This window comes from Aureispira sp. CCB-QB1 (assembly GCF_000724545.1).
Lineage (GTDB): Bacteria > Bacteroidota > Bacteroidia > Chitinophagales > Saprospiraceae > Aureispira.
Genome location: NZ_JHBV01000024.1, coordinates 22073 through 40707 on the forward strand (window position 1 = coordinate 22073; position 18635 = coordinate 40707).

At 36.7% G+C, this 18635-nt stretch carries 25 protein-coding genes and 1 tRNA gene; 18 read left to right on the plus strand and 8 right to left on the minus strand.

Annotated features, from left to right (window positions below; translation table 11 throughout):
• The first annotated feature begins 17 nt into the window (after positions 1–17).
• The 15 genes from CG11_RS11380 to CG11_RS11445 all read left to right on the plus strand — a co-directional run bounded on the left by CG11_RS11380 (position 18) and on the right by CG11_RS11445 (position 6986).
• Entirely contained in the window at positions 18–287 is a 270-nt protein-coding gene (locus CG11_RS11380; protein WP_052596265.1) for a hypothetical protein, read from the plus strand.
• 3 nt (positions 288–290) lie between these two features.
• Positions 291–596, plus strand: coding sequence for a hypothetical protein (locus tag CG11_RS11385; protein WP_052596267.1), 306 nt, complete (start codon positions 291–293; stop codon positions 594–596).
• Entirely contained in the window at positions 596–940 is a 345-nt protein-coding gene (locus tag CG11_RS11390; protein ID WP_052596270.1) for a hypothetical protein, read from the plus strand. The genes CG11_RS11385 and CG11_RS11390 overlap by 1 nt, the downstream gene beginning before the upstream one ends.
• Positions 924–1814: a hypothetical protein gene (locus tag CG11_RS11395; RefSeq protein ID WP_052596273.1), complete on the plus strand. Its 891-nt coding sequence runs from the start codon at positions 924–926 to the stop codon at positions 1812–1814. The genes CG11_RS11390 and CG11_RS11395 overlap by 17 nt, the downstream gene beginning before the upstream one ends.
• A gap of 14 nt (positions 1815–1828) precedes the next feature.
• The gene (locus tag CG11_RS11400) at positions 1829–2275 is read left to right on the plus strand and encodes a hypothetical protein (protein ID WP_052596275.1); all 447 of its coding nucleotides are present in this window, start codon (positions 1829–1831) and stop codon (positions 2273–2275) included.
• A complete protein-coding gene (locus CG11_RS11405) occupies positions 2275–2865 on the plus strand; it encodes a hypothetical protein (RefSeq protein WP_052596277.1) in 591 nt (196 codons plus the stop codon). Before CG11_RS11400 ends, CG11_RS11405 begins: the two co-directional genes overlap by 1 nt.
• A gap of 12 nt (positions 2866–2877) precedes the next feature.
• Positions 2878–3150: a hypothetical protein gene (locus CG11_RS11410; RefSeq protein WP_052596280.1), complete on the plus strand. Its 273-nt coding sequence runs from the start codon at positions 2878–2880 to the stop codon at positions 3148–3150.
• Positions 3151–3155: 5 nt separating this feature from the next.
• Positions 3156–3542 carry a peptidoglycan-binding protein gene (locus CG11_RS11415; protein ID WP_052596283.1) on the plus strand — a complete coding sequence of 129 codons (387 nt, stop codon included), beginning with the start codon at positions 3156–3158 and terminating at the stop codon, positions 3540–3542.
• Positions 3542–3727: a hypothetical protein gene (locus CG11_RS11420; RefSeq protein ID WP_052596285.1), complete on the plus strand. Its 186-nt coding sequence runs from the start codon at positions 3542–3544 to the stop codon at positions 3725–3727. The genes CG11_RS11415 and CG11_RS11420 overlap by 1 nt, the downstream gene beginning before the upstream one ends.
• Positions 3728–3739: 12 nt before the next feature.
• A complete protein-coding gene (locus tag CG11_RS11425) occupies positions 3740–3946 on the plus strand; it encodes a hypothetical protein (RefSeq protein WP_052596287.1) in 207 nt (68 codons plus the stop codon).
• Between the two features lie 3 nt (positions 3947–3949).
• On the plus strand, positions 3950–4507 hold the full coding sequence (locus CG11_RS11430; protein WP_052596289.1) for a peptidoglycan recognition family protein: 558 nt from the start codon (positions 3950–3952) through the stop codon (positions 4505–4507).
• Positions 4508–4517: 10 nt separating this feature from the next.
• Positions 4518–5129, plus strand: a complete 612-nt coding sequence (locus CG11_RS11435) for a hypothetical protein (protein ID WP_052596291.1) — start codon at positions 4518–4520, stop codon at positions 5127–5129.
• 41 nt (positions 5130–5170) lie between these two features.
• On the plus strand, positions 5171–5836 hold the full coding sequence (locus CG11_RS11440; RefSeq protein WP_052596293.1) for a site-specific DNA-methyltransferase: 666 nt from the start codon (positions 5171–5173) through the stop codon (positions 5834–5836).
• 117 nt (positions 5837–5953) lie between these two features.
• Positions 5954–6076: a hypothetical protein gene (locus CG11_RS30935; protein WP_255351933.1), complete on the plus strand. Its 123-nt coding sequence runs from the start codon at positions 5954–5956 to the stop codon at positions 6074–6076.
• Between the two features lies 1 nt (position 6077).
• A complete protein-coding gene (locus CG11_RS11445; RefSeq protein WP_052596295.1) occupies positions 6078–6986 on the plus strand; it encodes an LPD1 domain-containing protein in 909 nt (302 codons plus the stop codon).
• Between the two features lie 181 nt (positions 6987–7167).
• On the opposite strand, the gene CG11_RS30940 is transcribed toward CG11_RS11445, so the two are convergent.
• The 5 genes from CG11_RS30940 to CG11_RS11470 form a co-directional block, all read right to left on the minus strand.
• Positions 7168–7299 carry a hypothetical protein gene (locus CG11_RS30940; protein WP_255351934.1) on the minus strand — a complete coding sequence of 44 codons (132 nt, stop codon included), beginning with the start codon at positions 7297–7299 and terminating at the stop codon, positions 7168–7170.
• Between the two features lie 202 nt (positions 7300–7501).
• Positions 7502–8407, minus strand: coding sequence for a site-specific integrase (locus CG11_RS11455; RefSeq protein ID WP_052596300.1), 906 nt, complete (start codon positions 8405–8407; stop codon positions 7502–7504).
• Positions 8408–8765: 358 nt separating this feature from the next.
• Positions 8766–8838 (minus strand) — tRNA-Pro (locus CG11_RS11460).
• A 285-nt stretch (positions 8839–9123) separates the two neighbouring features.
• Positions 9124–9915, minus strand: a complete 792-nt coding sequence (locus CG11_RS11465; RefSeq protein WP_052596302.1) for a tol-pal system YbgF family protein — start codon at positions 9913–9915, stop codon at positions 9124–9126.
• Positions 9916–9983: 68 nt separating this feature from the next.
• Positions 9984–10568, minus strand: a complete 585-nt coding sequence (locus CG11_RS11470; RefSeq protein ID WP_052596303.1) for an RNA polymerase sigma factor — start codon at positions 10566–10568, stop codon at positions 9984–9986.
• Positions 10569–11118: 550 nt separating this feature from the next.
• On the opposite strand from CG11_RS11470, the gene CG11_RS11475 reads away from it, so the two are divergent.
• Positions 11119–14091, plus strand: a complete 2973-nt coding sequence (locus CG11_RS11475; protein WP_052596306.1) for a pitrilysin family protein — start codon at positions 11119–11121, stop codon at positions 14089–14091.
• Positions 14092–14197: 106 nt separating this feature from the next.
• Here the strand turns inward: CG11_RS11475 and CG11_RS11480 are convergent, their stop codons facing one another.
• Positions 14198–14716: a hypothetical protein gene (locus CG11_RS11480; RefSeq protein ID WP_052596308.1), complete on the minus strand. Its 519-nt coding sequence runs from the start codon at positions 14714–14716 to the stop codon at positions 14198–14200.
• Positions 14717–14783: 67 nt separating this feature from the next.
• Here CG11_RS11480 and CG11_RS11485 point away from each other — a divergent pair, with 67 nt between their 5' ends.
• Together CG11_RS11485 and CG11_RS11490 are read left to right on the plus strand one after the other, a co-directional pair.
• Entirely contained in the window at positions 14784–15722 is a 939-nt protein-coding gene (locus tag CG11_RS11485; RefSeq protein WP_052596309.1) for a hypothetical protein, read from the plus strand.
• A gap of 217 nt (positions 15723–15939) precedes the next feature.
• Positions 15940–16893, plus strand: coding sequence for a GYDIA family GHMP kinase (locus tag CG11_RS11490; protein WP_052596311.1), 954 nt, complete (start codon positions 15940–15942; stop codon positions 16891–16893).
• A gap of 146 nt (positions 16894–17039) precedes the next feature.
• Here CG11_RS11490 and CG11_RS11495 read toward each other — a convergent pair whose 3' ends face one another.
• A complete protein-coding gene (locus CG11_RS11495; protein ID WP_052596313.1) occupies positions 17040–17813 on the minus strand; it encodes an MBL fold metallo-hydrolase in 774 nt (257 codons plus the stop codon).
• Positions 17814–17875: 62 nt separating this feature from the next.
• Positions 17876–18430: a Crp/Fnr family transcriptional regulator gene (locus tag CG11_RS11500; protein ID WP_052596315.1), complete on the minus strand. Its 555-nt coding sequence runs from the start codon at positions 18428–18430 to the stop codon at positions 17876–17878.
• Between the last annotated feature and the right edge of the window lie 205 nt (positions 18431–18635).

Consider the following 18635-nt stretch of genomic DNA (forward strand, 5'->3'; position numbering starts at 1 on the left):
TTTAAATCCTGTAAAATATGGCATTAGCACAAACAGGAGTAGTTGGCGATATACAAACAGGCGACATAGGGATCGACCTATTAAGCGGCGGGATCGGCAACCACGGACTAAGCGGCAAAGATTTGGCAAACATATTTGGAGCGCAAGCTCAAGCCGAAGTCATCCAAGACGCTAGGGATCGAGCAGAACGCAAACAACGGACTAAGATTTTTATTATTAGCGGTTCGGTCGTTTCTGCCATCGTCCTAATCATACTCCTCTATTCTTTTACCTCAAAAACCAAATAACTCATGAGTTTAGGCACTCTATCAGAAAAAAGAAATACGGCGACTATTAGCCCAACAGCCACCACGACAAGCAGCCCTCCCAAGGCAGAAAAACCTGCCTTAAAGCTTGTAGAAGAAACGCCCAAGCCCAAAGAACCCACTTTAGTGGCAAATCCTACCCAAACACCAACAGACCCACCAACAACTCCAATACAAGATAAAAAATGTATGTACTGTGGGCTTGAAAAAGGGATAAGCCTAGCCTTTAAAGGAAGTGTTGTTTTGGTCTTGTTGGCACTTTGTTTTAACCTTATCAAAACCGCTAAATAATGAGTACAGGACTAAATAAAATCAAATTTGAATTTGATAAACCCGACTTTCAAGGGCAGTTTGGCGGTAAAACAGGAACCTTGAGTGAAAAGCGAACAGAAGCCGCTCAAAGCACGAAAGGCAACGACACGGCAGAGATCATCGAAGCAAGTGCAGGCGGTTTGGACAGCATCACCAATTTTGTGTCCTTGTTTACAGGAAAAACGCCAACGACCGAAACGAACTACACGCCACCACCACCACCCGAAAAAAAAGTGAATCCTTATGTTTGGATTGGTGGAGGAGTAGCGGTGGTTTTATTCATCATCCTTTTAATCTCTTCAAAAAATGGACAAAGCCAATAACCTAAAATTACCCTTGTTGCTCCTTGCCATTGTCTTGATTTTAGGTGGTGGTGGTTTTGCCATTTGGATGGTGACCAAAAAAGAAGAAGACAAGGTACCCGAGCAGCGAAAAGGAGGAGCAGCTCCTCCCGTGCAAGGTCGAACGGATGCCACGAGTTTGTATACAGAAGCAGAGCTGCAACACAGTGGACTAGTCAACAAGGACAGCCCCGACAAGACGCCCGAATATTCAGCCGTATTAATGACCTCAACCGATGGTTTGCGCTTGATACGGGATCGAATGGAAAAGATACAATTGAATAAAAAAGACGCTGATTTTGTCCGAGCCAAGCATAAGGTGGGACGCACCTTAGTAGGGAACAGGGCATTTAGTACGGCCGCCAATAAAGCGATTGATAAAATGTTTGGTTTGGTAGATGGTGCCACAGGAGGTCAATACTTGACCTATCCCGTTTACGGGAAGTTTGAACCCGATGCCGACCCACTAAGAGCAGATATTGAAAACTTTTTATCCAAAGATGGTCAAGGCTACAACTTAACAAGTGCAAGGCATGGCGGGAATGCGTGGTGGTTTGGTTCGGTGGGATTAAATCTAATGTATGGAAACAAAAGTTCTCACCTACACAGCGCCGACCAAATATGGTGGTACAAAGCCGATCGAGAGGGCTTAGACTTCTTTAAGTTGGTGAATGGTCATAATGTGGATGATCGTCGGATGGTAGACGAGAAGCGTAATGGAAAAGGTGTTTTTGCCGCTTGGGGAATGTACAATTTAGTGAAAGAATGGAAAGCGCAAATGGACTTTTTCGACAAAGTGACCCGACTGGAAGCGATAGCAGCCCTAGAACGAGAGGGATTAATAAGACGCCTTTAAACCTTTAAAAACAGATGAAAAAAGCAGATAAAAAAAAGATGCTGTATGGTGTTGGTGCGTTGGTCTTGGTGCTAATGGTGGTTTTTGTTCTTGGAAAGTTGCAAGGTAGAACAGAGAAGGAACAACGAGAAATAGACGTACAAGTGGACATCAAGGACGAGAACGGGCAAACCGTGACTTATGACCCCAATCCACTTCTAGAACGGTTGCACAAAGGTTTAACCACCCGTTATTATTTTGATTTTTCAGAACGTTGTGATCCCATCAAAGAATTGTACTCTTTAGATTCAGTTCGATTTATGGCAGCGGTAAGAGCTTATAAAGTCAAATATGGCATAGACATTCAAGTTCACATGAAAGCCTGTAATGTGGATTGTAACGTAAATACAGGACTACAAGCATTGAGTTATTTTGATTTGATCTATCAGCGTATTAACAACCTAAAAGACATCATAAAATAATGAAAAATATATTTATCATACTAGTTGTAATTCTTCTTTTTGGGGTGGGCGGAGCGGTTGCTTTTGTCGTGCTGAAAAAGAAGAAAGACAAGGAAAAAACAAGCCCCTCAGCGTTGAGCGATTCCGTTGAAAGTCCTATCCTTGAAAACAAAGCGATCGGAGCAACGACCAATAACAAACCTGTTACAAAGACTCCAGTAACCAATCAAGGGAAAACAACCAATGAAGCGGTGCAAATGGATATTGTTGTTTCGGATATAGACACGAATAACAGGCGTTTTGAGTACGATATGCACTATCAAGGCGTTCGTTACAAAGGCATTTTTGAAGATGGTGTCACCGCACCAATGATCCAAGTTAAAAAAGGCTTTGGTTCTTTTATGATTCAACAATTGAAGCGAACCAAAGCAACAAGCCCAAAAACAAAAGGCGATAAAATGGGCAGCTCACTTGCTGTAAAAAACGACCTTGTTAGTTTATCTATTTTAGACCTAAAAGGACAGACCTTAAAACAAGTAAACGTAAACTTAGCAACAGGCGAACAAAAGAGCCTAAATGTCAACAATACATCTAATCTTAGAACCTTATAATCTTAACAAATCATGTTCAAAAAACACAAATTCAAATTTTTAGCCCTGCTTCTTATCTTGGTAGTCGGTGGTGGTGTAGCGTACTATTTCAAGAAAAAAGAAGCGGATAAAAAAGCGGCAAAAATGGATTCTAAACAAGAGACAGAGCAAGCTCCAAAAGAACCGCTTGCCGTTGATCCTGTTTCTGATAAACCAACCAAAAAACCAACTACAAGCGAAAAAGCAACCACAAAGGAATTGGTGATCTCCAAAGGAGATAAACAGCTCCTTGCTAAATCTAAATAAAGACCATGAAAAAGACCCTAAAAAAGAACCAACAAGCCCTACTTTGGGGGCTTGTTGTCATTGCCTTGATTATCGTTTATGTTAAAAGAGATGTTCTAAAAACTTTCTTTAGTAAGTCGAAGAAATTGCCGTCTACTCCTGCTGCAACAACCGCCAACACCAACTCCTCAACACTTTCAGAAAATGATATTGTACTGAAGAAAGGAAGTAGTGGCACACAGGTAAGAAAATTGCAGCAACTTTTGAACGACAAGCACCGCCAAAGCACGCCTACTTTTACGCCGCTTTTGGTGGAAGATGGGAAGTTTGGAGCGCTGACCGAAACGATGCTAAAAAAATACACTGGCAAAACAAGCATTACCCTTAATCAACTCCTTAAAGCCCTTTCCTAATGCCTTTTTTTATACCCTTAATCATTGGAGCAAGTACAACAGGCTTTTTGTGGTATAATTCAGCGAAAGAGGACAAAAAGGAACCCACCTTTAACGAAGAATTATTAAAATTGGCATACCCTGTTTTATTGCTGTTGATGGTTCTTTTATTCTTTCGTTGGTTGTATCACAAAGGTACTCCTTAAAAAACTAAAACCATGAAAAAAACAGATAGTGCCATGCTAGGCGGTGCCATTGTCACCCTATTAATTTTTACCTACGGACTAAAGACCCAAAGAGGGTGGAAATATTGGGTGTTCTCTATGTTGTTTATTCCTTATGCAGGCGGTGCCATTGGTTATGCACTAGGACAGGAGGAAACGACCACAGCAACCAAAGAGCGAAACCCACTAGAAATGATCTAAGCCATGAGCAGTCCTTTAAAACTAGTCCACAACAACAAAAAAGTCCTATTCTTGGGGCTGTTGTTGGTCGTGGTTTTGGTCGTAACCGCTGCCACTCGAAAAGTGCGCATTATTGACAAAAGTCGTCAATTAATGCGCTCTAACAATCAACAATACCGAACAAGATCGCTCGATAGCATCAACCAAATATTTGTCCATCATTCGGCAAGCATTGGACAAACCGCCGAAGATTACGCCCGTTATCATGTACAGTCGAGAGGATGGCCAGGGATTGGTTACCATTTTGTGATCGAGGTCAACGGCGATATTATACAAGGCAATCCACTAACGAAGGTTTCTTACAATGTAGCAGGACACAATACTCGAGGGATTGGTATTTGTTTGAGTGGGGATTTTACCAAGCAAGAACCCAGTGCCGCACAGCTCAAAAGTTTGGGGCGTCTAATCGCTCACCTCCGCAGACAATTACCACAATCCTTGGCGGTCAATGGTCACAAAGAGTTCGGGCAAACGTCCTGCCCTGGCCATCATCTAGAAAAGCATTTACACAAATTTCAATAAACCCAACCCTATGAGAATTGAAACCACAGGCGATTTTTTAGCCATTAAAGACAATCAATTAGAAGTAAAACATTTGATCCCTAAGAAGGGAATTTTTGTACACCAACATCCTATTGACAATGATTTTATTTTGTTGTCGGATCGCTCGAAAAAGAGTATTAAAGATGCCATTCGAGTGCGAGTATCACAATTAGACAAAGTAGGCAATTATCTGGTATACAATGCTAGTCGGGCAATCGCTTTGATTTACCTTTCTATTTTATTAGACCCAACCAAAAGCATTTTAAACAGCCCTAATAAGGTCGATGGACATTGGTTAATGAATGCCAATTCTGATGAGTTTCCATTGGCTTATGGCGATATTTCCAACCAACCAACACACATTTTTAATTCTTATGATGCAAGTGGAGCGGTGTTATTATTGGAAGATGCCCCCGATGATAGCTTTTCATTTCGCATTACCAACGGCAGTTTGTGGCACGTATGGCTAAAAAATGTTGATGATGAAAATATTTTTGTCTACAAAGGTAGAACCGATACCCAACAACAAATTTCAGTAGGTAGAACGGTGCAGGTAGATTACGACATCAACACCAATTTATACACCATTACTGATCTTTAAAATACGTCTCAAAACACAAAATTACAAGCTTACCCAACCCTATGAACATAGACTTAAAATTAAACGATTGCCTAGACGGCTTAAAACAAATCAACCACCAATCCATTGACGCCATTATTACCGATCCGCCCTACTTTTGCGGGATGACCCACAACGGAACCAAAGGCACCTACAGCGATTTAAACATGGTAAAACCGTTCTTTAAAGAAGTTTTTCAGCAATGGAAACGAGTATTAAAGCCCAACGGTGAAATATATGTTTTTTGCGACTGGAGAACCTATCCCTTGTTTTATGAGCTGTTACAGGAGGTTTTAACCATCCGCAACCGTATTACATGGGATAAAATCAGCGGTGCAGGCTGTTATTATAGTTATTCGCATGAAGATATTATTTTTTGTACCAATCCCTCACCACAGTACAAACGCTATAAAAAAGGGCAAAATGTTTGGCGAATGCCTGCCTTCAGCTCGGGAGCAAAAAAGACCAATGGAGAGAAGGTCCACCCCACACAAAAGCCAATTGAATTGATTGAAAGGCTTGTTTTGTCTGCTACTGAAAACGAAGGCGACACCGTCCTAGATTGTTTTGTAGGAAGTGGCACCACCGCCGTAGCTTGTAAGCGTCTTAATCGTAATTTTGTAGGTTTTGAGATTCAAGAAAAGTATTACAACATTGCTTTGGAGCGTATCAAAGCGGTTCCCTCTTAAAGAAAGATAGAATAAGGCTTTTAAACTACGTTTAAAGGGTGTTTTTACGCCTTTTAGGCGTCTTGTTTAAGTTTTTTTGAAGTCTTTTTGTTTTATTCCTAAACTAATTTAAACTACATGAAAAAACTAAAAAAAACCAAGGCAAAGCTGCCTAAAAATGAATTAAAAATCGGCTCGGGATGCTCTACTAAAGAACTGAATCAAGAACGCATTAAAAAACTGGGAAAACTAAAAAGATAAGATGGCTATTAAAATAACCGATACCTTAGGAGGAGCAGATACAGGCGTTTCTAAAATGGAGGCTTGGTGGCGTGGAAAAGGGTTTCAAGCCATTTATAAAGAATTTAGAAAAGGTTCTTTGCCTGCTGTTTTTCTCCATAAAATCAAAGATGTTCGCAATGTCCAAAAGGTATTTAATTTGAGAGGTTTTCAGTTTGGCAACTGGGTATCGAATGAAGATCGTTTTAATTATTTAGCAGGATTGGGAATTTGTTTGTATGATCTCAACAAAGTTCTAAAGTTTAAGGCTAATAATTTGGGCTTAGATGGTACGTTGGGCGTTGCCTTTGGCGCTAGAGGACAACGAGGAGCGGTGGCACATTATGAACCTAGTACGCATATTATCAACATGACCCGTTACTATGAAGCCACTCGATATAAAAACCCAAAAAGTAAAGCCGTTCGTTTTGTTAATTCGGGGGGTGTGGGGTCTTTTGCGCATGAGTACGGACACTTTCTAGATTATTTCTTTGGTTCTTTAGTAGAGCCGCACAATCGTTATTATTCGCTATCGAATGGAAGTAGTACCAACTCAACAAGGATTCCATACAATAAAAAAACGTATCCGATTCGTTCTGCTATGGAAGATATACTGGAGGTGGCGTACTGGAATGCGAATAAAACCGAATCATCAACCTTTATCAAGCGAATTAAAGCCTTTTCTAATAGGTCGTATTATGTGGAACGTACTGAAATTTTAGCCCGATTGTTTGAGCAGTACATCGCCTATAAATTAAAGCGTTTAGGGGTGGCTAATTCTTACTTAACTAAGACCAAATACACTCGAGAGGTTTATATGACGCCTACTGAATTAAAGAAAGTGGTGCCGCTTTTTGATCAGTTGTTTATTTTGATGCGCACGAAGTTTTAAAGCACTTGAATAGTACGCTTTTTAGAGGACTTTTTTCTATTAATTACAAAAGTCGTTTTTAAAAGTTCAGTATTTATCGAAGTTGTGGCGTTTCGTTTTTTCCTGGAGATCTGCAGCTGTTGCTCGTTCTTGAAATGAACGTAAAAAGCCCTTGACAATTATTGTTTGTCAAGGGCTTTCTTTAATCTTCTGTAATCATTTCTTGTAACTCTTCTAGTTGAAGCTCTAACCTACTTAAGTAATCATCTGAATACCTATGATTCTTTGCTATATCCAGCAAGTAGACCCGCTGCATATCGGCGTATAATTTCAAAAAATGATACTTGCTTTTTAGTTTTAATTTTCTGACCTTACTCTTTTTCTCTTTATTGTCTCTCATTTAATAACATGGTCTTAGAATAATAAATGTATACCGCTAAGTATATGTCAAATAAAGCCAGTCGTATTCTATAAAGCCACAATATAAACAAATTGTTTTAAATTTGAATAAAAATAAGATTTAAAAACATTTTGTTTTAAAAAAGATTAACATCAAAATTACGTACATCATTTACATAATCTGTAAAACTTTCTAAATATCGTTGAGTTGTTCCCACATCACGATGTCTAAAATGTTTCATTATTGTAATGATATTAAAGCCTGCTGTAATCATGTCTGCTGCTGCTGTATCTTTCCAACTGTAGAAAGTTTTCCCCTCTATGTCTTGCAAAATTTTATACTTTTTAAGCTCATGCATCATAGCTCGATGCTTTCGAGTAAAGGCATTTACACCGCAATTATCAAGATTAGGTTTTAGGTCTGAACCAAAGACAAAGTAATCCGCAGGATATTTTGTAATTCTTATTTCTCGCAAATAAGCTAACAAATACTTAGGCATTGTGATCCGTGCGAGGTCTTTATTTTTAGTATCTGTACCATCCAAAGTTATAATTCCCTTCTGTATATCAAAATCTCTTATCCTAAGCTCTATTAGCTCACTCCTCCTCAATGCACAGTAATAGCATAATGAAACAGCTAAAAATAATCCCTCATCATATTCTTTTAAAAAATTTGAAACAATAGACCTTTCCATAGGATTAAACATCTTACGTCTCTTTTTGGGCGCTTTTAGCTTTTTAATTTTTGCAAAAGGATTCTCTTTGGTGTACTCTCGTTCAGTAAGGACATAAAAAAGCGTTTTCATTGCTTGCAAATAATTATTCCTTGTTACTGGTGATACTTTCTTCACACATAAAACATAGTCTAAATAATGGTGGGCCTCTCTTTTTCCAAACTCCTCTAATCCTATTTCTTGCAGTCCTTTAGATTTTAAGTATTGTTCAAAACGATTGACAAAACTATCATACCTCAAAGTTGTACTCTTTTTAGTCTCATTGCTCTTGATATTTAGAGCCAAATTTAAACCTTCAATCAATTTCATATATAAGCCTTTTTAACTCTGTTACATTTAAAATAAACAAAACAGAAAATTCTATTAAAAAAGAAGAAAAAAGGTCAACAGATCACACATTTTTAAAGATAGTCACACTTATTTATAGTTATTTTTCACTAATGATGTGATAAATAAAAATCTAACTATCAAGAAATTACCATTTAAAACACGGCAAGCACACTTGTTTTTTTGATTTTTGTGTAAAAAGTTTTTTTGAAAAAAAATTGAGAGTTTCTTTTGTCACAAAAAATATTTTTTGACTTTTTCAGTCTAAATTATCATTTGCCTATCAAAACACAAAGCGCAATCAATTGAAAATCAACTAATTGCGCTAAGTTTATCTTAGTCGGGATGACTGGACTTGAACCAGCGACCTCACGCCCCCCAGACGCGTACTCTACCAACTGAGCTACATCCCGCCAATCTTCTACAGCGAAGAAGGGCTGCTAAGGTACAGTCTTTTTTTATTTTTTCCAAAAAATAAGATTTCATTGATATACATTTTTTGTACTTGCCAGTAAATCCCAAAGAAGCACATACATAGCTCGCGATTCTATAGTTAGAAGACACTAAAAGATCTACCTACATTATAACATGAATTATGGAATTCAATTGACTAGGTTAAACATACTGGGCACACAACAAAAAATGACTTCCTAAAGCAGGAAGTCATTTGTATAAAATTTGAGTTATTGGTATCTCGTTTAAAGTTGCCCTAACACTTCAACAGCATCCTCTTGGTGGATGTGCCCTTTTTGAAGTGTAATTTCTTGAAGCAATTTTTTAGCAGCCTCTGTATGATCCAACTTAATTTTTCCCAATGCCCACATCCATTCTGCTTCTTGTTTGTAAGAGGAATCTCTGCCGTTTAAAATTTGCTCCAAGGTATTGATAGCACTTGTAGTCTTGTTTGTTGCCAATTGAGCTACCCCTAACACCAACATAGATTGATAGTCTTTGGATGCTTTTTCTGGGTAGGTATTCATATAATCTTTCAATAAATCAATTGACTTTCTATATTCTTGCTTTTGATAAGCTGTAAATGCGCTTTTTTTAATTTGCTCTGCTGTCGAAATAGTTTGACCGCTAGCACGAGTAGATTCGATGTGAACAGCAATTGATTGAGAAGCTGCAAAATGTTGGTCAAAAACACTTGGCAACATCAAATTGTAGGTAATCGTACAGCAAACTAGTAAAGCAACGGCTGCTGCAACAGCATACAGTTTTCTCATAGGTCGAACCACTGCGCCAGTACTACTACTCATAGGAACTACATTATCTTCTTTCTGATATTTTGCTTCCATCTTTTTCAAATTCAATTGAAATTGTTCGATGTGCAATGCTTCTAGTCCATTATAAATTTGCTTATAGTCGTTAACTTCTTGCTTAAAACTAGGGTCCTCACTCATGAGTTGTTTTAAATAGGCTTTATCAGCTCCCTTGAGGGTGCCTCGATGATAGGCTTCAATCAGTCTACTTTTGTCTACTTTTGCCATGACTGTATTTGGTTTATTATATTTGGTGAGGTAATTGTCTTCTTAGTCGCTTAAATTAGTTTTGATAATTATAGAAAGTTTGAATCTTTTTTTTCTGCTACCATTTCTCTAAGTTTCTTTAAACATAAAGATTTTCTTTTTCGGACAACTCGTTCATCACTATATCCCATTTCGTGTACGACTGCTTCGGCAGAATATCCTTGAATAAACATTAACTCTAGTAGTCTCTTGCAAGGATTTCCTATTTCATTGAGCAGATGTCGTACCAATTCTTTCTGATGCTCGTTTTGATAATTATCAAACACATTAGTATCTAAATGATTATCGATTGCATTTGTATTACTAACGTCGTCTAAATTAACTAGCCTATTGTGTTTATCTCGAAATTTTTCCCGAAATAAATTTTTTCCAATAGAAAAAAGATACGTTTTTATGGTACTAGTTAAACTTGTCAATTTTTCATTCCTGACATTTAGATACAAAATCGTATATGCTTTTTGATAGATTTCTACTGCATCTTCTGACTCACATTGATAGGATTGAGATGCCCATACCAAAAAGGGTTGACGATTATCATCATAGAGTTTTTCTAGAACTTTTGGATCGCCTCTTTTTATAGCTTCTAAAATCTGATTATCTTTCTTTTCAAGCATTTATGAATAGAATTAGTAAAGTGTTACCGTTACCAGTATATTAAAGAAAAAAAAATTAATAAAAAATCTGTCTGTATTTAATTTCTTTATAATCTTCATTAAATAAAATTGCATTTCATAACTTACAGAGCTCATTAGGTGTTATTTAGAGGGAATATTTTATATAATTGGCAAATCTATCCACCTAAAATATTATTTTATTTAAAATAAAAAATAATTCATTTCAATAAAAAACAAAAACGTAGTGCCAAACTCTAAGTCTTTTATATACGCTTTGTATGTTATAATATCCTCTCTAAAATTTAAAGAGGTCTACACAAACTATTCTTCTTTATAATTGTAATAAATATAGCCTTTTTTATTAAAAAAGACTAATCTTGCATCTATCTGTTTTTATGGGGTTTTCGAGGGTACTAGTCGAAAAAAAACTATATTTTAGGAGCTTTTAATTAATTTTAAAGCTCTAAAAGAAGTTACATTAAAAGTAAACGCACTTTTTAATTACTCCTAAAGTTACACTTTTCCTAATCATTATTAAAATAAAAAACTTATGAATAACGCATCTAAGTTTTTAGCATTGTTTCTTTTTATCTTGCTAGGTTATGCAGAAATGGGCTGTAAAAGTTCGTCGGATACAACATCTAGCAACAAGAACAAAGAAAAAGAAACTGTTGCTAAATCAGATACGAATGCTCCTTCACCTGTTAGTGGTTTAGGCAGCTTAGGTTCTACGGCAACAACAGATGCAGCCAAAGAGGGTGCCAGTGGAATGGATGCCAAGCTACCTTTCTCTCCTGAAGTACGTACAGGCAAACTTGACAATGGTATGCAGTATTATATCAGAAAAAATGCAACACCAGAAAACCGTATCGAACTTCGCTTAGCTGTTGATGCTGGTTCTATGCAAGAAGACGACGACCAACAAGGTTTGGCGCATTTTGTAGAACATATGGCATTTAATGGTACGACTAATTTTGAAAAAAATGACTTGATCAACTTCTTAGAAAAAACAGGAGTTCGTTTTGGAGCAGATTTGAATGCTTATACTAGTTTTGACGAAACTGTTTATATGCTGCAATTGCCTACAGACAAAGAAGGTTTGGTAGACAAGGGCTTGTTGGTTATGAGCGACTGGGCAACAGGCATTACATTTGCAACAGAAGAGATTGACAAAGAACGTGGTGTCATTCAGTCTGAGTGGAGAACGGGATTAGGTGCTAGTGAAAGAATGCGCCAAGTTTGGTGGCCTAAGGTGTTCTACAATACTCGCTATGCAGATCGCTTGCCAATTGGATTGATGGATATTATCCAAAATGCTCCGCACGATCGTTTCCGTCGATTCTACAGAGACTGGTATCGTCCCAACCTACAAGCTATCATTGTTGTTGGTGATTTGGATGTAGATGAAATGGAGAAAAAAATCAAGGAAAAATTCAGTGGTTTGAAAAATCCTGAAAATCCTAGAGAGAAAAAATTGTACGAAGTTCCTAATCATAAAGAAACATTTGTGGCAATTGCAACAGATAAAGAAGCTACAGGAATCAGTTTGCAATTGTATACTAAACACGATGCTCAAAAAATTAATACCTTAGATGACTACAGAACTTCTTTGATGCACCAACTGTATAATTCAATGATGAGTAGCCGCTTTGATGAGATTGCTCAACAAAACGATGCTCCATTTATTAGTGCAGGGGCAGGATATGGTAATTTTGTTCGCTCTAAAGATGCTTACTATGCTTCTGCTCAACCTAAAGAAGATGGTATCTTGGGTAGTTTGAACATTTTGCTACGTGAAAATCAACGTGTTTTACAACATGGTTTTACTGATTCAGAATTAGAGCGTCAAAAATTGGCTTTGGAAAAATTGGCAGAACGTCAATATAAAGAGCGTGACAAGAGTCGCTCTGCTAACTTGGCAATGGAATGTGTTTATCATTTCTTAAACGATGCTCCTTTGTTTGGTGCTGAAAAAGAGATGAAATTGGTCAAAGAATTTTTGCCAACTATTAAGCTTGAAGAAATCAACCAGTTGGCAAAAGATTGGATCAAAGAAGAAAATAGAGCGATTGTTCTTACCGCACCAGACAAAGAAAGTGTGGTTTTGCCTACAGAGGAGGAAATTAGAAAAGTACTTGAAACCGCTAAGGATTTGAAGCCAGAGCCTTATAAAGACAAGTTCTTAGATATGCCTTTGATGGCAAAAACACCTACTGCTGGTAAAGTTGTAGATACAAAAAAGATCACTAAAGATGATTTAGAAATTACTGAATACACTTTGTCTAATGGTGTTCGTGTGATCTTGAAACCAACAGATTTTAAAAATGACCAAATTCTGCTAACGGCATACAGCCCTGGAGGACATTCTTTGTATGACGATAAAGATTTTGTTACAGCACAAAATGCTGCCAACATTGTTGACGAAGCAGGTCTTGGAGAATTTGATCTAATTGCTTTAGAGAAAAAACTAACTGGTGCTACTGTACAAATTGGTCCTTACATTGGTGAGTTGTACGAAGGGTTCTCTGGTTCTTCTTCTGTTGAAGATTTTGAAACCATGTTGAAACTTGTTCACCTATATGGAACAAATCCTAGAAAAGATAAGGAGTCGTTTACTCGTGTTATGGATCAGACCAAAGAACAATTGCGTAACTTGAGTGCTAATCCTATGTTGTATTTCCAAACAGAAATTCAAAAAATTAAGACTGGTAATCATCCAAGACGCAAGGTTGTTCCTGCTGAAGAAGACATTGACAAAATTGACTTTGAGCGTGTTTATGAGATTTACAACGATCGTTTTTCTGATTTTAGTGACTTTACTTTTGTTTTGGTAGGTAACTTTGAGCCTGAAACAATTAAGCCTCAATTAGAGTTGTACTTAGGATCTTTGCCAAGCACCAATAGAAAAGAAAAAGGTAAAGATGTTGGGGTTAAATATCCAACCAATACAAGCACTAGTAATCTCAAAAAAGGATTGGCTCCACAAGCGAATGTTTATATGGGATTTGTACAAGAAGAAGATTGGTCTCAAGAAAAAGCGTACCATGTATCTTCTATGGCAAAAGTATTGAGCATTATGGTTCGTGAAAACCTTAGAGAAGACAAAGGGGGTGTTTATAGTCCTTATGTAGGGGGTGGCATGAACCAAGAACCTAAAGGAGTTTCAGATGTTACGGTATTTTTCCAATGTGCTCCTGAGGATGTGGAAACATTGGTTGAAGCGGTAAAAGAGGAAATCAAATCTTTGCAAGAGAATGGTCCTTCTGATGAGAATTTCAACAAAATTAGAGAAACACAACGCCGTTCTCGTGAAAGTGATTTAGAGAAAAACCGTTTCTGGTTAAATACATTGACGAACTATTATAGAACGGATAGAGATTTAGCTCAAATCAAAGGCTATGATCAATTAGTTGAGAATTTGACTAAAGAAGATATTCAAAAAGCAGCCAAACAATTTTTAGACTTAGAAAAATCTATTATTGTGACGGTTAAACCTGAAAAGGAAGAGGTTAAAGGACCTTAGTCTTATTGCTTCTTAACATTAAAAAAAGCTTGTTTGTCGATTGACAAACAAGCTTTTTTTATAAATAAAATTCTACTAAGAATCATCTCATGGCTAAACAAAGTGGTTAATCTGTAGTACTGTAGATAATTTGTCCGCTGTGTACCTCCCATCCTTTATCTAGGTTAAAACGCTTGTATTTTGTAATCAAAATAATGCCGACCACAGCACCAACTACAGCAGCAGCAATAACAGTTCCTCCTAAAGTAACATTACCTAGCAAGGTTGCGCCTACTATTAGTCCTGTGAAACTGGCTCCTAAGGTTATGCCTCCCACCAAAACTTCTTGTGAACTCACACGACCTCCAATCATAGCACAATCATTAAATTGGATTTCTTTTCCATCAATAACCATTGCTCCTTCCTTGATATCTTCCAAGGTTCCTTTTTGAACTTTTTGAGCATCCCCACGCAATTTGTATTTCACGCGTCCTCCTTGGCTTACTAGCTTTTTTTTGTCCTTCATTGTATGTTCAAAAACCAATACCTTTAGAGTTCTGGTATCATCTATTAATTTTTGTCCTTTCAAATTGGTATTTAATAATAAAAAGCAGGCAATTAGGATTGTGATAGAATTGATTTTCATAGTAAATACTATTTTTTTTTAGTATATTAGACAGGCAATTCTCTGTTGCTATCTAAAACAAAATTTTATGTCTTTATTTTCTAAATATAAACTCAATTATTTAATTCCTATTGCCTTTGTGGGAATTCTTTTGCTTTCTGCATTTCCCAATAGTAGCAAAATAAAGAAAACCAAGCCTCTAGCAATTGTTAATTCCAAATTTGATAAATACTGGTACCAAGGTAAAGCTGAAATTACAAGCTACCAATTGAAACAAGCGCGTTATGGTGAAATTAGAGAAGGATCGGCTGTATTTGTCTTTGTAACAGAGCCATTTTCAAAATCCAAACAAGTTAAACTTAACAATACGACTAGAAATAAAGAGGATGTTGTCCAAGTCTTAAAAATGAATTTTACGAAGAAATTTACGACGGGCATTTACGACTACTCTATCCTTCAATCTATTTTTACTCCCATTGATTTAAAAAATTACAAAAATAGCATAAAAGTCACCACAAGTCTGCAAGAATGGTGTGGGCATACGTATACACAACTCAACTTACAATCTTACAAATACAAGGTCTTGCTCAAATCTTACTTTGAAACCGAAGGTGATCAAGAGTATCAAGTAGAACAAGCGATGTTGGAAGATGAAATTTGGAACCTTATTAGAATTTCCCCTAATGCCCTCCCTATTGGTGACATACAATTGATTCCCAACACCGCTACGACACGATTGCGACATACTCGACTTGATGTCGAAAATGCATTTGCGACACTAAACGATCATGAATCTAATAAGGGACTGATGACGTATAAAGTAGAGTTTGTAGAGTCACAGCGCACCTTAACAATTGATTATCACAAGAAATTTCCTCATGAAATTGAAGGATGGACAGAAACCTATATTGATAATGGTAAAGAATTAACTACCAAAGCAACGCGTATCAAAACAATTTTATCAGATTACTGGAATAAATATCAAGTCAAAGACGAATCTATGCGTCAAGAATTGGGCTTGGAATAAGTTTAACCCTTTTTAAATTCATCAATAGGATATTAATAAAATTAGCAGTTCGTTGATTTTTTACTTTTTTACCAAAAAGATAAAAAAGCACATTTATATTAGTTTGATAATCAAAATTTTAACGCAAAACACAACAAAGGTATAACTTATTGATTATCAAACTAATAAAGTTTTTCAACGAACTATTGTAAAATCACAACCATAAAAATATTTACTTATGAGCTTTTCTATGCGTACCAACGGAAAACTACTCTTGACAGGAGAGTACTTTGTTACGGAAGGAGCTGTTTCTCTAGCATTACCAACCCAACTTGGACAAACATTAGAGGTACAACAATCCAATTCAAAAGGCGATTCTAAATTGATTTGGAAAAGCTATTCTAAAGACAATACGATTTGGTTTCAAGCAACCTTTCAACTACCTAATTTTAAAATCATCGCGTCAGAAGGTGGAGAAGATCATCTTGAAGTAGCCGAAAATTTGCAAAATATATTAAAAGAAGCCCAAAACCTAAACCCAAGTTTCCTAAAAGAAGCAAAAGGAACTTGGGAGGCGCAATCTGTTTTAGAATTTTCAAGAGATTGGGGACTTGGTTCTAGCTCTACATTAATCACAATGATTGCCGAATGGGCTCAAATAGATCCTTTTTTATTGTTAGAAAACACCTTTGGAGGTTCTGGATACGACATCGTTGCTGCTAAATCAGAGGGACCTTTGTTGTTTCAAAAATTTAATGGCAATAATCGTTGGGACAAATCTAATTTCAACCCTGAGTTCAAGGATCAACTCTATTTTGTGTACTTAGGAAAAAAGCAAAGTTCTAGAGAAGCTTTGGTTTATTATACCGTTACTCCACCCGAAGAACGAGAAAGACCTTTGCCTCGTATTACGCAAATCACACATGATATTGCCCAATACACACATAATCTAGAGGACTTTGAAGCATTAATTGAAGAACACGAAAACTTGGTACAAAGCATCATTCAACAGCCTAGAGCAAAAGAGTTGTATTTTGAAGATTACTGGGGAGAAATCAAATCGCTAGGTGGCTGGGGAGGTGATTTTGTTTTGGCAACTAGCAACCAGTCAGAAGAACAAACCAAAGCTTATTTTCAAGAAAAAGGCTTTGATACGGTATTAAAATACAAAGAGTTGATTAAGGAGTATTAAATTGTACTTCTAAGCACTTTCTCAATTACAACGTTTCGTAATAAAACCATTCTTTGGCTACACTATTCATGTAGCCAAAGAATATTTTTTGTCAAAATGAGTAGGCAATCTTAACTTAACAATAAAAATTGTTTACAGTTACCACACTACTCAACCATTTCCTCTGCCTCCAAATAACGACCATCTTCTAATAGCAAATACCTTTGCTCCATTTTCTTGGACCATTCGACCAGATCTTGGGTTCCAAAATTGGTTGGCACATAATAAGGTGCTCGTTCAAACAAGCCATAGTGCATTGGTATCAAACACTTTGCATGAAGCAACTTAGCCGCAACAAATGCCTGTTGAATACTCAGCGAGGCTACTACTGGACTGTATTCTAGACCAATCATAGTAAAATTAACAGTTACCCCATTGGCAGGCAAAAAAGCATAATCAATACCTTTGTTTTCTTTTCCTAACCTCCAAAACTGATTGTGCCACATAGTATCGCCACCATGAAACACCTTCGTTCCCTCTCCTTCTACAATCCAAGAAGATTGAATGTCTCCAATTCCATCCATTGCAAAAACAGGTTTGAAACTAATTCCGTCTTCAGCATAAGTCTCTTCCAACTCTAAGAAAATAGCGTCAAAGTTTGCCCTTAGGTTATCAACTAGTGGCTTTAGAGCTGCGTAGATTAATAATTTCCCATCTGGCTTTAAGCATTTCGCAATCAGTTTTTCATCAAAATGATCAAAGTGCAAGTGCGTAAAAATAATATAGTCTGCCTTAGTATCATCAGAAAAAGACACCAAATCTACTTTGGGTTGCCCCAATACGGGTTTATACGCCGAAAAATCTTCTACGGCGTCAATTAAGATTGTTTTCCCCGAAATAAGGAGCTTTACTCCTGCCCAGTTTAATTTTTGAATTTTCATATTACAGTATTTTTGTTTCTACAAAAAAACATCAAACGCAGGAACAAGGCAATGAACTTCGGTTAACTAATCCGTTTTCGGATTCGACTTAAGGCTTGGGGCGTTATACCAATATAAGAAGCCAAATATTTTAAAGGAATCAATTGCAAAAACTCTGGTCTATGTTGGAGGAGATATAGATACAAATCTTGGGGGGTTGATTTTAACCGTTGAATTTCTTTGGCTGTCTTATCCCGCAATTGTTTTTCTAAAAAAAGCCGCTGATAAGTATTGCACTGAGGCGAGGCAACAATAAGTTTTTGAACTTCCTTCATCTCTGCCACCCACAACACACCATTGTCTATTGCCTCATAGTAAATCTGTTTTGAAAAACTATTCTTCTCAGTTACAAATATATCTCCTGCCAAATAAAAATCTAGGGACAATTTTTGGTCGAACTCTATTCCAACATTTAGATAATACTTTCGAATGGTTCCTTCTTCTAAAAAACAAAGTATGTTATTAGGGATTTTTCCTTTTGGCTCTACATTCATCTTTTGGAGTTTTTGCCAAATTTGATCCTCTTCCTTTAGTGGATAACGATTAAATATCTCTTTGTTTATTTTTGTAACAAGCATTCTCTATTAGGTTTTGTATCGTATGCAAATTGCCCTCTAAAATTCAAATTAAAACTACCAATATAAAAATGGAGTTCATAGCAACTGCGCAACAAGTAAAAACAAGGCATCTAACAATTAGACTTTCGGATGATTTGTTTTTTAAAAAAAAGAAGGTATTTTCATAACAAATTACCCAAACAGATTTAAAAAACATAAAAAATAC

Excerpts from the sequence above, each read along its gene's own strand:
- CG11_RS11380 (WP_052596265.1), top strand. The coding sequence starts at position 18 with ATGGCATTAGCACAAACAGGAGTAGTTGGCGATATACAAACAGGCGAC.
- CG11_RS11385 (WP_052596267.1), top strand. The coding sequence starts at position 291 with ATGAGTTTAGGCACTCTATCAGAAAAAAGAAATACGGCGACTATTAGC.
- CG11_RS11390 (WP_052596270.1), top strand. The coding sequence starts at position 596 with ATGAGTACAGGACTAAATAAAATCAAATTTGAATTTGATAAACCCGAC.
- CG11_RS11395 (WP_052596273.1), top strand. The coding sequence starts at position 924 with ATGGACAAAGCCAATAACCTAAAATTACCCTTGTTGCTCCTTGCCATT.
- CG11_RS11400 (WP_052596275.1), top strand. The coding sequence starts at position 1,829 with ATGAAAAAAGCAGATAAAAAAAAGATGCTGTATGGTGTTGGTGCGTTG.
- CG11_RS11405 (WP_052596277.1), top strand. The coding sequence starts at position 2,275 with ATGAAAAATATATTTATCATACTAGTTGTAATTCTTCTTTTTGGGGTG.
- CG11_RS11410 (WP_052596280.1), top strand. The coding sequence starts at position 2,878 with ATGTTCAAAAAACACAAATTCAAATTTTTAGCCCTGCTTCTTATCTTG.
- CG11_RS11415 (WP_052596283.1), top strand. The coding sequence starts at position 3,156 with ATGAAAAAGACCCTAAAAAAGAACCAACAAGCCCTACTTTGGGGGCTT.
- CG11_RS11420 (WP_052596285.1), top strand. The coding sequence starts at position 3,542 with ATGCCTTTTTTTATACCCTTAATCATTGGAGCAAGTACAACAGGCTTT.
- CG11_RS11425 (WP_052596287.1), top strand. The coding sequence starts at position 3,740 with ATGAAAAAAACAGATAGTGCCATGCTAGGCGGTGCCATTGTCACCCTA.
- CG11_RS11430 (WP_052596289.1), top strand. The coding sequence starts at position 3,950 with ATGAGCAGTCCTTTAAAACTAGTCCACAACAACAAAAAAGTCCTATTC.
- CG11_RS11435 (WP_052596291.1), top strand. The coding sequence starts at position 4,518 with ATGAGAATTGAAACCACAGGCGATTTTTTAGCCATTAAAGACAATCAA.
- CG11_RS11440 (WP_052596293.1), top strand. The coding sequence starts at position 5,171 with ATGAACATAGACTTAAAATTAAACGATTGCCTAGACGGCTTAAAACAA.
- CG11_RS30935 (WP_255351933.1), top strand. The coding sequence starts at position 5,954 with ATGAAAAAACTAAAAAAAACCAAGGCAAAGCTGCCTAAAAATGAATTA.
- CG11_RS11445 (WP_052596295.1), top strand. The coding sequence starts at position 6,078 with ATGGCTATTAAAATAACCGATACCTTAGGAGGAGCAGATACAGGCGTT.
- CG11_RS11455 (WP_052596300.1), bottom strand. The coding sequence starts at position 8,407 with ATGAAATTGATTGAAGGTTTAAATTTGGCTCTAAATATCAAGAGCAAT.
- CG11_RS11465 (WP_052596302.1), bottom strand. The coding sequence starts at position 9,915 with ATGGCAAAAGTAGACAAAAGTAGACTGATTGAAGCCTATCATCGAGGC.
- CG11_RS11470 (WP_052596303.1), bottom strand. The coding sequence starts at position 10,568 with ATGCTTGAAAAGAAAGATAATCAGATTTTAGAAGCTATAAAAAGAGGC.
- CG11_RS11475 (WP_052596306.1), top strand. The coding sequence starts at position 11,119 with ATGAATAACGCATCTAAGTTTTTAGCATTGTTTCTTTTTATCTTGCTA.
- CG11_RS11480 (WP_052596308.1), bottom strand. The coding sequence starts at position 14,716 with ATGAAAATCAATTCTATCACAATCCTAATTGCCTGCTTTTTATTATTA.
- CG11_RS11485 (WP_052596309.1), top strand. The coding sequence starts at position 14,784 with ATGTCTTTATTTTCTAAATATAAACTCAATTATTTAATTCCTATTGCC.
- CG11_RS11490 (WP_052596311.1), top strand. The coding sequence starts at position 15,940 with ATGAGCTTTTCTATGCGTACCAACGGAAAACTACTCTTGACAGGAGAG.
- CG11_RS11495 (WP_052596313.1), bottom strand. The coding sequence starts at position 17,813 with ATGAAAATTCAAAAATTAAACTGGGCAGGAGTAAAGCTCCTTATTTCG.
- CG11_RS11500 (WP_052596315.1), bottom strand. The coding sequence starts at position 18,430 with ATGCTTGTTACAAAAATAAACAAAGAGATATTTAATCGTTATCCACTA.